The 12,776-nt window shown below is 74.6% G+C and carries 11 protein-coding genes; 5 read left to right on the top strand and 6 right to left on the bottom strand.

Translation table 11 applies throughout. The features are described from left to right. Positions 1 to 65 precede the first annotated feature (65 nt). Together ACIP5M_RS06415 and ACIP5M_RS06410 are read left to right on the top strand one after the other, a co-directional pair. Complete coding sequence (locus tag ACIP5M_RS06415) at positions 66 to 896, top strand: PhzF family phenazine biosynthesis protein (protein WP_401192662.1); 831 nt, start codon at positions 66 to 68, stop codon at positions 894 to 896. Positions 897 to 1,067: 171 nt separating this feature from the next. Then, complete coding sequence (locus ACIP5M_RS06410; protein WP_401192660.1) at positions 1,068 to 1,775, top strand: hypothetical protein; 708 nt, start codon at positions 1,068 to 1,070, stop codon at positions 1,773 to 1,775. 21 nt (positions 1,776 to 1,796) lie between these two features. Here the strand turns inward: ACIP5M_RS06410 and ACIP5M_RS06405 are convergent, their stop codons facing one another. After that, positions 1,797 to 2,516, bottom strand: a complete 720-nt coding sequence (locus ACIP5M_RS06405; RefSeq protein WP_401192658.1) for a lysophospholipid acyltransferase family protein — start codon at positions 2,514 to 2,516, stop codon at positions 1,797 to 1,799. Positions 2,517 to 2,886: 370 nt separating this feature from the next. Here ACIP5M_RS06405 and ACIP5M_RS06400 point away from each other — a divergent pair, with 370 nt between their 5' ends. Further along, positions 2,887 to 5,358 carry a serine hydrolase gene (locus ACIP5M_RS06400; protein WP_401192655.1) on the top strand — a complete coding sequence of 824 codons (2,472 nt, stop codon included), beginning with the start codon at positions 2,887 to 2,889 and terminating at the stop codon, positions 5,356 to 5,358. 67 nt (positions 5,359 to 5,425) lie between these two features. Here the strand turns inward: ACIP5M_RS06400 and ACIP5M_RS06395 are convergent, their stop codons facing one another. The 3 genes from ACIP5M_RS06395 to ACIP5M_RS06385 form a co-directional block, all read right to left on the bottom strand. Next, positions 5,426 to 7,159 carry a serine/threonine-protein kinase gene (locus ACIP5M_RS06395; RefSeq protein WP_401192653.1) on the bottom strand — a complete coding sequence of 578 codons (1,734 nt, stop codon included), beginning with the start codon at positions 7,157 to 7,159 and terminating at the stop codon, positions 5,426 to 5,428. A gap of 97 nt (positions 7,160 to 7,256) precedes the next feature. Then, positions 7,257 to 8,054, bottom strand: coding sequence for a hypothetical protein (locus ACIP5M_RS06390; protein ID WP_401192651.1), 798 nt, complete (start codon positions 8,052 to 8,054; stop codon positions 7,257 to 7,259). Next, on the bottom strand, positions 8,054 to 9,337 hold the full coding sequence (locus ACIP5M_RS06385) for a VWA domain-containing protein (RefSeq protein WP_401192649.1): 1,284 nt from the start codon (positions 9,335 to 9,337) through the stop codon (positions 8,054 to 8,056). The genes ACIP5M_RS06390 and ACIP5M_RS06385 overlap by 1 nt, the downstream gene beginning before the upstream one ends. Positions 9,338 to 9,500: 163 nt before the next feature. Here ACIP5M_RS06385 and ACIP5M_RS06380 point away from each other — a divergent pair, with 163 nt between their 5' ends. Next, positions 9,501 to 9,878, top strand: coding sequence for a DUF6204 family protein (locus ACIP5M_RS06380; protein WP_401192647.1), 378 nt, complete (start codon positions 9,501 to 9,503; stop codon positions 9,876 to 9,878). Positions 9,879 to 9,889: 11 nt separating this feature from the next. Here the strand turns inward: ACIP5M_RS06380 and ACIP5M_RS06375 are convergent, their stop codons facing one another. Next, positions 9,890 to 11,521, bottom strand: a complete 1,632-nt coding sequence (locus tag ACIP5M_RS06375) for an FAD-dependent monooxygenase (protein WP_401192645.1) — start codon at positions 11,519 to 11,521, stop codon at positions 9,890 to 9,892. 144 nt (positions 11,522 to 11,665) lie between these two features. Then, on the bottom strand, positions 11,666 to 12,076 hold the full coding sequence (locus tag ACIP5M_RS06370) for an organic hydroperoxide resistance protein (protein ID WP_109779506.1): 411 nt from the start codon (positions 12,074 to 12,076) through the stop codon (positions 11,666 to 11,668). 126 nt (positions 12,077 to 12,202) lie between these two features. Here ACIP5M_RS06370 and ACIP5M_RS06365 point away from each other — a divergent pair, with 126 nt between their 5' ends. Continuing rightward, positions 12,203 to 12,682 carry a MarR family winged helix-turn-helix transcriptional regulator gene (locus tag ACIP5M_RS06365; RefSeq protein ID WP_401192642.1) on the top strand — a complete coding sequence of 160 codons (480 nt, stop codon included), beginning with the start codon at positions 12,203 to 12,205 and terminating at the stop codon, positions 12,680 to 12,682. The last annotated feature ends 94 nt before the right edge of the window (positions 12,683 to 12,776 follow it).

Genomic DNA, 12,776 nt, shown 5'->3' with positions numbered 1-12,776 from the left:
CCGGCAGGCCACTTTCGGGGAATTGGCCTTCCCTGACGTGTGATTGGCCCGGCTACGTTCGCGGCATGCGCATCCAGATCGTAGACGCCTTCACCACCCGCCCCTTCTCCGGAAACCCTGCCGGAGTCTGCCTGCTCCCGGCCGGGGAGTGGCCGGACGACCTGTGGCTCCGGCGGATCGCCGCCGAGGTGAACCACTCGGAGACGGCCTTCGCCCTGCCCCTCGCGGCCGGTGGCGGGGCCGACTGGGAGATCCGCTGGTTCACCCCGCTCGTCGAGACCAATCTGTGCGGCCATGCCACTTTGGCCACCGTTCACACGATGCGCCGGGAAGGGCTGCCGACCGGCCGGGTGCGGTTCCGCAGCCGCTTCAGCGGCCTGCTCTCCGCTCGCGCCGGGGCGGACGGGAGCATCACGCTGGACTTCCCGGCCGCTCCGGGCACGGAGGTTCCGGTCCCGGCGGGGCTGGCCGAGGCCCTGGGGGTACGGCCCGAGGCCACGCTGCGTACGGGCGCGCTGGGCGATCTGCTCACCGTGCTGCCCGACGAGGCCGCCGTCCGCGCGGTACGTCCCGACCTGGCGGCCCTCGCCGACCTGACCCGGCGCGAGGAACTGCGCGGGGTCATCGTCACCGCGGCGGCGGCCTCGGCGGACCTGGGGTACGACTTCGTCTCCCGCTTCTTCTCCCCCGCCGAGGGCATCCCCGAGGACCCCGTCACCGGCAGCGCACACACCGCGCTGGCCCCGTACTGGTCGGCGCGGCTGGGCCGCCGCGACGGCCTGACCGGCCTCCAGGCCTCCGCGCGGACGGGCCTGGTCCGGACGGCGCTGCAGGGTGACCGCGTCCACCTGACCGGGCACGCGGTCACGGTCCTGGAGGCCACTCTGAACGTCTGAGCCGCGCGCCGGGGTCGCACGGCCGAGCGGCACGGCCGAGCCGTACGCCGGCGACGCGGCGGGCCCGGCCGTGACCGAACCGTCGCCGCCCCGAGGCCCGAACGGGCTCGTCGGGCGGCGTCCGCGGTTGCTAGGTTCCTCGCTCAGCCGCCATCGGAGGGAACCGTTCTCATGCCCGTACCCGCCTCGCCCCGCCGGGCGCTGTCGGCCGCCGCCGCGGCCGCCGTCCTGCTGGCGGGCCTGACCGGATGCGGCGACGAGGACGGCACGAAGGGGGCGGCCGTCTCCGCTTCGGCGTCCCCGTCGGCCACCGCGTCCCCGTCGCCGTCCGCCCCGGCTTCCGTCTCCCCCTCCGCTCCGGTCGCGCCGTCCACCGAGCCCTCGTCACCGACGGCCCCGCCCACCAGCCGGGCCGCGACACCGCCTCCCGCCCCGACCCGGCTGACGGCCTCGGTCGACACCCGGGGCGGCGCCCTCGCCCTCGTACGCGGCGGGACGGCGCAGGAGTTCACCGTCACGCTGCGGAACGGGAACTCCGCCGCGTACGGGCATCTGCTGGTCGCCTTCCAGATGGAGATCCTCGTCGGCGAACCGGGCGACCGGCCTGCCGGCGGACCGGAGTTCGTACTGGAGCGCTTCGACCAGGCGTCGGGCGGCTGGCGCGCCGCGCCCCTGCGCATCGCCAACGACCGCATGCCGGAGTCGATGTACACCGGTGGCGGTCCGCTCGCCCGCGACACCGTGCGCGTCGAGCGCTACCGGCTGCGCGCCACCGCGGGCGGCCCGACGGGCAGCACCCCGCTGGTGGTGTCCTTCATCGACACCGACGCCGACCGCGAGGTCGCAGCCCACACGGCCCTCCCGCACAGCACGCGCTAGCGGCGCCCCAGGGGGACCCTTCTACACGGGGCAGCACAGCCCCGGGGTGCCGGTCGAGGCGTTGCAGGCGCTGCACCGGCCCTGATCTGCCGGTGCCGGCTCGCCGAGGGCCAGGGCGGCGGTCCGCCAGGCGGCGGTGACGGCTTCACGGGCCCGGTCCGTCGCCTCCGCCACCCCGTCGGGGAGCCGGAGGGGGGCGCCGATGTGCACGTGGAGGCCGGGCCTGCGCAGGGGGGCGGTGGCGGCCCCGGCGAGTTGCTTGGCACGGCTGCCGGAGCACAGCCGGCGGGCGCCGGCCTGGCCCACGGGCACGACGGGGGCTCCCGTCGCGGCGGCGAGCCGGGCCAGGCCGCTGCGGAAGGGCCCCGGGGCGGACTCCCCCGCGTCGCGCCGGCCCGGCAGCCGGCCCTCGCCGTAGAGCAGGACACTGCGGCCGGAGGCGAGGGCGACGGCTGCGGCGTCGAGGGAAGCGGCGGCGCGGTGGGTGCCCCGGTGGACGGCGATGTGGCCTTCGCGGCGCAGGGCGGCCCCGAGCAGCGGCACCCGCCACAGGCCGCTGGTGGCCAGGATGACGGGCTCGACCCCGTACCGCCGCAGGGCGGCGACCACCACGGCCGGGTCGGCGAGGGACGTGTGGTTGGCGACGAAGATGCTGCCGGCGGCGGGCCGCGCCCCGGGATCGGCGGTGACCCGCAGCCGCCCGCAGGCGGGGACGACGGCGGCGGCGATTCGGCTGAGCATGGACTTCCCCATTCGGGCGGCGCGGTGTGGGTGGTGCCCATGGTCGACCGGCCGTGACCGCCGGGCATGAGTAGCGGTACTCACCGCCCGGGCGGCGCCGTGCTCAACGCCGGGGGCACGGCGTTGAGTCCGGCCACCGAGGCACCCGGAACGCGGGCCGGCCGCCGCCCCCGCGTGCGCGGTCGGAGACCGGAGTATGACCGAACGGTCACAGGATCCCGCCGGGGGCAACGGTCGGGGCACGTCGGACATCTAGGAATCCGGGGTCTCCACGGGGGGCGTCACGGACGTAATCGGGAAGACCGGCAGGCCGCCCGCACCGCATGACGGGCGGGCGGCCGCCGGGTGCGAGCGGCAAGGCGGGGCTGGGATGAAGGCAGTATCGACGGCGGGCGGTTCCTCGGACACCCCGGAGACGGAACCCGAAACGGTGTCCGCTCCCCCTCGGCGCAACCCGACGGAACCCGTCCGCCCGACAGAGACGGAAACCCCTACGGGGACCGAGCCCGGTGCCGATACCGAGGCCGGGACCGGGGCCGAAACCGAGGCTGGTAGCGGTGCCGGTGCTGGGGTCGAGGCCGAGGCCGAGGGCGAGGCCGGCGACCAGGCCCGTGCCGGTGTCGGGACCGACGCGGCGGGTGCCGAGAACAAGGCCGGTTCTGGGGCCGAACGCGACAGTGCGGCCGACGCGGAGGGTGCGGAGCACACCGTACCGGCGGACACGAACGTGACCGGAACACCAGCGGCCGGAGCCGAGCCGGAGGCCGAGGGTGAGGGCGCAGCGGACCGCGAGATCCCTGGCTCGGACAGCAGCGGGCCGTGCGACGCGGCGGAGGCCCAGGCCCCCGAAGAGGCCCGGTTCGCCGGTCCCGACGGCTCCGACGCCCCGGCGGAGATGGCCGACACCACCTCCGAGGCCGCGCACGGCGGCGAGACAGCAGCGGCAGAGGGGTCGCGGGAGACGGGTGCAGCCACCGCCGCGACCGAAGTCGGAACGGCGGCGGACACCGCGCCGGAGGCTCCCGGCAGTGACCCGCGGGCGGCGTCCGGACCGGGGGACACCGTGGAGGCAGAGGGCGGCGACGCCGAGGAGACCCCCGACGGCACCCCTCAGGTGGGCGTCGAGCGTGACGAGGAAGGCAGCGCCGGCGCGCAGGCGCCCGACCCGGCCGGCGGCGGCCGGAAGCTGCCGTCCTGGGCGCGGGGCGTCGAGAGCGATACCGAACGGACGAGTGAGTTCGTAGCGCTGAAGGACCCGGACACCCCGGCTCCGCGCACGGCCGCCCCCACACCTGCCGCAACCCCGGCGGCAACGGCGTCCCTTACGGCCGCCGAAACCCCGGCAGCCCCCGCAGCCGGGAGAGCTCCTGCAACTCCCACCGCTCCCCCGGCCCCCGCGGCTCCCACCACCCCTGAGCCCCCCGCAGCCCGGACCATCGCCGCGCCCAAGACGCCCGCACCGGCGCCCGCGGGGCGGCCTGTCGCACGGCCGGCCCCAGGGCCCACCGCCCCCGCCCGGCCCGCGCCGGCGACGCAGGCGGCGCCCCTGGAGTTGCTCGCCGAGCTCACCAACACCGCTCCCCCGCCCGAGACGTCCCGGCGGACCGCGGTGCGGCGCGTCAAGGTGTGGACGCCGATCCTGCTCCTCCTCGCCGGGGCCTTCGCGGGCGCCCAGTTGCTGCGGCCGCTGCCGGCCCCGACGCTCGTCGGCGCGGAGCCCGCGCACACCATCCCCGGGCAGTTCGGCATCCCCTGGCCCGCCAAGGGCCAGGGGGCCGTCCGCGTGCCGGGCTCCGGCGACATCGGTACGTTCGGCGAGCAGCGGCCGGTCCCGACCGCCAGCGTCGCCAAGGTGATGACGGCCTACGTCGTCCTCAAGGACCACCCCCTGCGCAAGGGCGACCCCGGCCCCGACATCACGGTCGACGCGAAGGCCGTGGCGGACGGCACCTCCGAGCACGAGTCCCGGATCAAGGGGCTGACCGCCGGGACGAAGTTCAGCCAGCAGGACATGCTCAAGATGCTGATGATCCCGTCCGGCAACAACGTGGCCCGGCTCCTCGCCCGTTGGGACACGGGGAGCGACAACGAAGCCGCCTTCGTCGAGAAGATGAACGCCGCCGCCCGGGAGCTCGGCATGAAGGACACGACCTACACCGATCCCAGCGGACTCGACGCCGCCACCGTCAGCACCGCGGCCGACCAGCTCCGGCTCGCCGAGGCCGTCATGAAGGACGAGGCGTTCCGCACCATCGTCGCCATGCCCAACGCCACGATCAAGGGGCTGCCCGAGCCGATCTACAACAACAACGACACCTTGCTCACGGCGAGCGGCCTGAACATCCGGGGCATCAAGACCGGCTCCAGCACGCCCGCCGGCGGCGCCCTCATGTGGGCGGCAAACAAGTCGGTCGGCGACGAGACCACGCTGATCCTGGGCACGCTGATGGACCAGCACGTGGACGGTCCGGACCCGAACGCGGCGAACAGCCTGCTCCTGGTGAAGGCGAACAGCAAGAAGATCATCGAGGCCGTACGGGAGGCCCTCACCTCCGCCCCGGTCGTCCGCAAGGGACAGACGGTCGGGTACGTCGACGACGGGCTCGGCGGGCGTACGCCGCTGGTGGCCACGAAGGACCTGAACGTGGTCGGCGTACCGGGCCAGCGGCTGCGGCTCTCGCTGAGTACGGGCGCCTCAAGGGTGCCGCACACCGCCCGGGCCGGTTCGGAGGTCGCCGTGCTGACGGTGGGCGACGGGGAGGGGGCGAAGAGCGTGCCGGTGGCGGTGCGCGGGGAGCTGGCGGAACCGTCGTTCGGCACCAGGCTCACCCGCCTCGGCTGATGCGGTGACCGCGGGAGGGGGGCGGCCCGGATACGCCGCTCCCCGGCCCGCTCCTCGAGCCCGCCCCTCAGTCCTTGCGCGCTGCGCCGCGCCAGACCGTCACGTCCAGGGTCACGTACTTGCTCGGTTCGCTCTTCGACGAGCTTCCCTTGTAGACGACCAGCGCGATGCTGCCCTCCGGGGTCCGCACGCACATCCCGTCCCCCTTGTTGAGGGCCCCGACGGGGATCCGTTGGGCGAACCGGGTCTCCTGGCGGCAGGCTTGGAGGGAGCCCTCGGTTCCGCTGTCCAGCCGTGCGAGCTTGGCCTCGTAGGCGCCGAAGTGGCAGTCCTGGGAGGCGCAGGAGTAGTAGAGGTCGTCCTTGCTGTTGTCGTGGGGCTCCAGCGGGTCGTCGGCGAACTCCAGGTGGTAGCCCGAGGTGAGCTTGAAGTCGTGGTACGTGGCGGGCTTGGGGTCGGGGCGCGGCTGTCCCTTGGCCGTGCCCGTGGGCGTGGCCCCGGCCGTACTGCCGGTCCTGGAGGTGGAATCGCCGATGGCCTTGAGCATGGCGCCGCAGCCGGCGAGGAGCAGGAACAGCCCGCCGAAGACCGAGACCAGGATGATCGCGGTCCGGTTGCGCTGCTTGGGGGGCGGCGGCATCGGCATGGGCATGGGAACCGGCATGGGCGCGGGCCGTGGGACGTACGTGGGCTGCGGCGGCCCGAAGGCTCCCGGCGGGCCGTATCCCCCGGGGCGGCCCGGGGTGACCGGCCGGCCGGGAGCCGTGACGTGGCGGTCCGGTCCGGGCACGCCCGCGGGAGTGGCGGCGGGGTGTGCCGGGGCCGAGGGGGCCGCAGCCGGCGCGGCAGCGGCCGCGGTCGCCGTCGCCACCGGCGCCGTCGGGACCGGCGCGGGCACCTCCTGGCGGTTCGAGATGCCCGCCGCGACCCCTCCCGGCAGCCAGTCCTCCGGCCGGCGCAGCTGCGTCTGGTCGGCGGCGGCCCGGCACAGGTCGAGGATCTCGGTCAGCGAGGCCCGCCCGGCCGGGTCCTTGACGAGGCAGCGGGTGACCAGCGGCCGCAGCTCGGCGGGGAGGCCGGAAAGGTCGGGCTCCTCGTGGACGATGCGGTACAGCACGCCGTGCGAGGGGCCTTCCCCGTACGCGGGCGCGCCCAGCGCGGCGTAGGCGGCCACCTGGCCGAGGGCGAAGATGTCCGTGGCGGCGCTGATCTCGCGCCCGGCGGCCTGTTCGGGGGCCATGAAGGCGGGGGTGCCGACGGCGACTCCGCTCGCGGTGAGCGAGGTGGCGTCGGCGGCGCGTGCGATGCCGAAGTCGATGACGCGGGGGCCGTCGGCGGCGAGCAGCACGTTGGAGGGCTTGAGGTCCCGGTGCACGATGCCCGCGCCGTGGATGACCTGAAGGGCCTCGGCGATCCCGGCCACGAGCATCAGGATGGTGCGGCCGGGGAGCGGGCCGTGCTCGGCCACCGCCGCGGAGAGGGTGGGGCCCGGTACGTAGGCCGTGGCGAGCCAGGGGTTCGGGCCGTCGGTGTCGCTGTCGATGACCGGGGCGGTGTAGAGGCCCTGGACCCGCTGGGCGGACTGCACTTCCTGGCGGAAGCGCCGCCGGAACTCGGGGTCCTCGGCGAACTCGGGGCGGATCACCTTGATGGCGACCGGCCTGCCTCCCGGTGTGTGCGACAGGTAGACCTTGCCCATGCCGCCGGAGCCGAGCCGGGCGGCGATGCGGTATCCCGCGACCATCGGCGGATCGTCCGCCTCCAACGGCTGGAAGACTCCGGCCCCCACGTCCCCGTTCATCGATTCCCCTTGCTTTCCGTGGTGTTGCGCCCACCGTAGACGTACGTGATGCGGCCGCGGCCGTACGGGAGTCCGTACGGCCGCGGCCTCGGCCCGTTCAGGCGCGCGGCGGTATCCGGGACGGGCGGCCCGATCCGCGCGTCAGGGAGTACCCGAAGACGCCCGCGAGGGCGGCGAGCACTCCGCCGGCCGCGGTCCAGAGCCAGCGGTCCGACCACCAGCCGCCGGACCAGCCGTCCTCCGGTTCGCGCAGCGGTCCGGTGACGGTGGCGGGGACCAGCGGTGCGGAGAGGGAGCCGTCGACGGCGTGGGCGCCGCCGGTCTCCTTCACCGCGGCGTCGACGGCGACGCGTACCGGGAGGCCGAGGTCCTCCTCGGGGAGGTCGACGACCGTCAGGCGGACGTAGTAGCTGCCGGGCAGCGGGTCGTTGGCCCACGGCTCGGCCGCTGCGCGGACGGTGCGCAGGGTGCAGGACAGTTCGACCGAGGCGGCTTCCCTGGCCGCGGCCCGGTTCTGCGTGCCGTAGGTGCACGGCTGCCGGCGGCGCAGTCCGTCGTACACGTCGAGCCGCCAGGTCGCGGCGCCGTGCCGGGAGGCGGATTCGGGCAGCGTGACCTTGGCGTTGACCGTGACGCGCTGCTGCGCGTCGATGGGCAGCACCCAGTACAGGTAGTCGCCGGTGGACGCGCCGGCCGTGGCCTGCTGGCCGGGGCGGAAGGGCGTGGCGGTGCGGAAGCCGGTGCCCGCCTCGGTCGGAGCGGGCTCACCCTTGCCGGAGGCGCTCGGGGTGGGGGTGGAGCCCGCCGCCGGGGCTGCCGCCGCGGCCGTGCCCGCCACCGTGAGGGTGGCGGTCGCGGCGAGCAGGGCGGCGGTCAGTGTGCGTACGGTACGCATCAGTTGGTCCTCCAGACGGAGACGCGCCAGCGCGAGATCCAGCCCCACACCAGGCCGGCCAGCAGCCCGACGAGCGCCAGGGCGGCCAGGAGCCACCAGCCGCGTCCGAGGCCGAAGGCGGCGGCGTCGGAGGCCTCGTCGGGGCCGTCCACCAGCTCGATGGTCAGCTCGACGGGCATGCCCGGGGTGGTCTTGACGGACGCGGGCGCGGAGAAGGAGTTGCTGACCTGGATGCAGACGGTCTCCGCGGCCGGCTTCGCGTCGGCGCCCTCCTCCGCGCCGTCGATCTCGGCCTTGGGGTAGCGCAGGCCGGTGGAGAGGACGTCGGTACGTCCGTCACCGGCCTCCGAGCCGCGGACGATCTCGCGGCCGTGGAGGGTGGTGGCGCGCAGCAGAACGCCGTAGTCGTTGTTGACGGCGCGGTCGGCGGCGATGCTGACGGAGGCGCGCAGTTCCTGGCCGGGGAGGACGTCCACGCGGTACCAGCGGTGTTCGCCGAAGGTCTCGCGGTCGTTGTAGAGGCCGGCCTTCAGCAGCGGGGCGTTCGCGCACTGCTTCGCGCCCTCGGTGGCCACGGGGTTGACGACGGGATCGGCGGCCCGGTCGACCAGTTGGCGGACTCTGCTGGAGAGCTGGTCCTTGTGCTGCACCGAGGTGTACGTGCCGCCGGTGGCCTCGGCGATGCAGGTGAGCTGGGCGCGGGTCTTGGCGTCCGGGACCAGGCCGAGGGTGTCGATCACGAGGTGGATGCCCTTGGCGGCGATGTCGCGGGCCACTTCGCAGGGGTCGAGCGGGGCGCAGGTGTCCTCGCCGTCGGTGATGAGCACGATCCGCTTGGTGGCGTCGCCGCCGTCGAGGTCCTGGGCCGCGGCGAGCAGCGCGGGACCGATCGGCGTCCAGCCGGTGGGGGCGAGGGTGGCGACGGCGGTCTTCGCCTCGGTCCGGTTCAACGGCCCGACGGGGTACAGCTGCTTGGTGTCCTTGCAGCCGAGCGCCTTGTCCTCGCCCGGGTAGGTGGCGCCGAGGGTCCGTATGCCGAGCCGCACCTCGTCGGGCACCGCGTCGATGACCTCGTTGAAGGCCTGCTTCGCGGCCGCCATCCGGGACTGGCCGTCGATGTCGGTGGCCCGCATGGAGCCGCTGACGTCGAGGACGAGATCGACCTTCGGGGGTTCCTTCGCCGCGGGTCCGTCGGCGGCGGCGGCGCTCGCCGGGAAGAGCCCGACGGCCAGGGCGGCGAGCAGGCCGCACGCCCCGGTCGCCAGCCGTTTTCTTGTGATCATCGCCGGATCGTATTGAGGATCGTGCGCCAATCCAAAACGGGCTCGGGGCACCGGCTTTCGGACGGCCGGACGCGCTTCCTCCGCCGTCCGGGCCTGCGGGCCCGCGGGCACGGGCGCCGGATATCCCGGTGCGGGGACGAAGCGTGCGATCTAGGGTGCGGGGATGAGTTCCCGTACTTTTCGCATCACCGTCCGTGGTTCCTTCGACGGGCTCACGCCCGATCAGCGGGCCGAGCTGCTCGCCGCCGCGCCCGAACACGACATGCTGCACGCGCGCTTCACCGCCGAGGGGCACCTGACCTACGACCTCGCGGCCCGGCCCTTCTTCACCTTCCGCTTCCTGGACTCGGGCGAGGCCGAGGAGGACATCCTCGACGCGACGGCCCGCGCCGAGCTCGCGGCGGAGGGCTGGCTGACCGAGCGCGGGTACGGCTTCAAGGCGCTCACCTCCCAGGCCGAGGACCTCTCCCTGGCCCCGCTGGGCAAGCGGCAGCGCAGGGAGCAGGCCGCCAAGGCCGCACGGGCCGGGGGCGACGCCTGAGGGGCCGGCGGTCAGCCCAGAGCGGGCGCGGCGAAGGTGCGCCCGAGGTGGGCGCGCAGGGCCTGCGGGGTGGGCGGGGCGAGGCGGGCGCCGAGGTAGCCGTCCGGGCGGATGACGAAGGCGGTGGGCTGCCGGGCGGCGTAGATACGGGCGAACTCGCCGGCGCTGTCACGGTGGACCGCGATCCCGTCGGAGACTGACGGGGCGTCGGCGGCCAGGAGGCTGAAGACCTCCATCCGGCCTCCGGAGGACTCGCCGGCCGCCAGGGCGAGTTCGTCGAGGCCCCGGCCGTCCCCGTAGAGCAGCAGCACGTGTCCGCGCTCGCGCAGCAGGTCGTACAGGCGCAGCGGGTAGGTGGTGATCTGCCCGGTGAGGCCGGCGCAGTCGGGTGCGCGGTCGCCCGGCCGGGGTCCGGGGCCCTCGCCGGCCGGATCCGTGATCGGGCCGGTCCGGTAGCCGAGGAGCAGCTGGGCCTCGCGCATCGTCACCGTCGCCGGGTCGTCCGGGTCGGCCTGGATCCCCTGGGCGGCGTGGCGCACGGTGCGGCCGACGACCTCCTCGCCGACGGGCCGGCGTTCGGCGTCGTAGCTGGCGAGCAGGGCCGGATGGGCGGCCCCCTGGACTGCCAGAGCGAGCTTCCAGGCCAGGTTCCAGGCGTCCTGGATGCCGGTGTTCATGCCCTGGGCGCCCGTCGGAGGGTGGATGTGGGCCGCGTCTCCGGCAACGAAGACCCGCCCGTCCCCGTACCGGTCGACGATGCGGTGGCTGATGCGGAACACGGAGGCCCAGCGGATGCCGGAGGCGGTGGTGGGCCGCGGCGACAGCCGGTCCAGGACGGTCTGGACGTCGGGCAGTTCGGGGGCGCGCCCGGTCTGCAGCCCGTGCGTGATGCCGCCGGCAGCCGATTCGGCCCGGCGGGCGGTGGAGAGTTCGGGCGGCACCATCATCGACATCCGGTAGCGTCCCGGCCCGGGGAGCGGAATGCACACCAGCACGTCGTCGACGGCGCCGGAGTCATCGCGGTGCATGGAGCGCACGGCGTACTCGTGCGGCAGGTCCCAGTCGACCCGCACGTCGGCGAGCATGAACTCGTCGGGGAAGGCCCCGCCTTCGAAGGCGAGCCCGAGCCCCTTGCGGACGAGGCTGTGAGCGCCGTCGCAACCGACGAGGAACCGGGTCCGTACCTCCTCCTCCGCTCCGGAAGGGGTACGGACCCGGCTGGTCACGCCGTCCGCGTCCTGGGCGAACGACATCAGCTCGGTGCCCCGTTCGACCTCGGTCCCGAGGCGGGTCAGGAACTCGTCGAGGATGCGCTCGGTTTCGTACTGCGGCAGGGCCGCGAACCCGTACGGGATCTCGGGCGGCAGGGCCAGTTCGTGGCGGGGCTGCTCGGCGCCGTTGACGTACGTCAGTTGGCCCCGCATCGGGACGGCCGCGTCGAGGGCGGCGCGGACCAGTCCCATGCGGTCCCACAGCTCCAGGGTGCGCGGCTGGATGCCCACGGCCTTCGCGAACGGAAGCCGGGCGGGCAGGCGGTCGACGATCCGGCAGGAGACGCCGCGCCTGCGCAGCTCCGCGGCCGCGGTCAGCCCGACCGGGCCGGCCCCGACGACCAGTACGTCCGTTGCGTAGGCGTGCGCCATGGGCGCCTCCCGGCGTGCGGCCCCCGTCCGGTGTGCGGCCCCTGTACGAGGCCCTGCCCCTCCATGGTGGCCGCCCGTACCGGCTCCGGCATCCCCGGCCGATCACACGCCCCGATCACGGAGCGCGCTCCGCGCGGCGGGGTCCTACTCGATCACGAGGTCCACGTCGATGTTGCCGCGCGTGGCGCGGGAGTACGGGCAGACCTCGTGCGCCTGCTTCACCAGCAGCGCGCCCGTCTCGCCCGCCAGGGACTCGGGGAGCTCGACGCGCAGGGTCACGGCCAGGCCGAAGCCGGCGCCGTCCTTGCCGATGGAGACCTCCGCCGTGACCGAGACCTCGCTGGTGTCGGCCTTGGCCTGGCGGCCGACGAGGCCGAGCGCGCTGGCGAAGCAGGCGGCGTAGCCGGCGGCGAAGAGCTGCTCGGGGTTGGTGCCCTGTCCGTTGCCGCCGAGGGCCGGCGGCATGGCGAGGGCGAGGTCGAGCTGCCCGTCGGAGCTGACGGTGCGGCCCTCGCGGCCGTTGGCGGTGGCGACAGCGGTGTACAGCGCGTCCATGGGAGGTCCTCTCGCAGAAATGAACCGTGCGGCGGCCGGTGGTCGACCGCGCTCCACCAGTAGAGCACGCAATTCAGTTGTGCACAACTAAATGACTCGCAAGACGACCCCGGGTACACTGGCCCCATGACCGAGCAGCCGAGCGCCACCCACCCCGACCAGGACTTCCTCCGCCTGGACGGCCAGATCTGCTTCGCGCTCAACGCCGCGAGCCGGGCCTTCGGCGGCCTCTACCGCGTCATCCTCAAGGACCTCGGTCTCACCTACCCGCAGTACCTGGTGATGCTGGTGCTCTGGGAACACGGCGAGCTGCCGGTCAAGGAGATCGGGCAGCACCTGCGCCTGGACTCCGGAACGCTGTCCCCGCTGCTCAAGCGACTGGAGGCGGCCGGCCTGGTGCGGCGCGAGCGCAGCGCCGAGGACGAGCGGTCCGTACACGCCCACCTCACCGAGGAGGGGGCCGCGCTGCGCGCCCGCGCGGTGGAGGTGCCGCGGCGGATCGCCACCGCGACGGGCTTCGACCTGGCGGAGATCCTGGACCTGCAGGCCCGCCTGAACCGTCTCACCGCCGCCCTGGACGCCGCCGTCCCCCAGGACGCCGTCTGACGGGCTCCGCCCCGACCGGACGCGGACCGACCGGCCCCCAAAGCTCCGCCCTGACAGGACGCGGCGTGGCTCCCTTGCCACACTGGCACCAGGA

The sequence above is a fragment of the Streptomyces sp. NPDC088762 genome (genome assembly GCF_044750905.1).
GTDB lineage: Bacteria > Actinomycetota > Actinomycetes > Streptomycetales > Streptomycetaceae > Streptomyces.
This window is presented reverse-complemented; position numbering and strand designations above follow the sequence as displayed.

Excerpts from the sequence above, each read along its gene's own strand:
- ACIP5M_RS06415 (WP_401192662.1), top strand. The coding sequence starts at position 66 with ATGCGCATCCAGATCGTAGACGCCTTCACCACCCGCCCCTTCTCCGGA.
- ACIP5M_RS06410 (WP_401192660.1), top strand. The coding sequence starts at position 1,068 with ATGCCCGTACCCGCCTCGCCCCGCCGGGCGCTGTCGGCCGCCGCCGCG.
- ACIP5M_RS06405 (WP_401192658.1), bottom strand. The coding sequence starts at position 2,516 with ATGCTCAGCCGAATCGCCGCCGCCGTCGTCCCCGCCTGCGGGCGGCTG.
- ACIP5M_RS06400 (WP_401192655.1), top strand. The coding sequence starts at position 2,887 with ATGAAGGCAGTATCGACGGCGGGCGGTTCCTCGGACACCCCGGAGACG.
- ACIP5M_RS06395 (WP_401192653.1), bottom strand. The coding sequence starts at position 7,159 with ATGAACGGGGACGTGGGGGCCGGAGTCTTCCAGCCGTTGGAGGCGGAC.
- ACIP5M_RS06390 (WP_401192651.1), bottom strand. The coding sequence starts at position 8,054 with ATGCGTACCGTACGCACACTGACCGCCGCCCTGCTCGCCGCGACCGCC.
- ACIP5M_RS06385 (WP_401192649.1), bottom strand. The coding sequence starts at position 9,337 with ATGATCACAAGAAAACGGCTGGCGACCGGGGCGTGCGGCCTGCTCGCC.
- ACIP5M_RS06380 (WP_401192647.1), top strand. The coding sequence starts at position 9,501 with ATGAGTTCCCGTACTTTTCGCATCACCGTCCGTGGTTCCTTCGACGGG.
- ACIP5M_RS06375 (WP_401192645.1), bottom strand. The coding sequence starts at position 11,521 with ATGGCGCACGCCTACGCAACGGACGTACTGGTCGTCGGGGCCGGCCCG.
- ACIP5M_RS06370 (WP_109779506.1), bottom strand. The coding sequence starts at position 12,076 with ATGGACGCGCTGTACACCGCTGTCGCCACCGCCAACGGCCGCGAGGGC.
- ACIP5M_RS06365 (WP_401192642.1), top strand. The coding sequence starts at position 12,203 with ATGACCGAGCAGCCGAGCGCCACCCACCCCGACCAGGACTTCCTCCGC.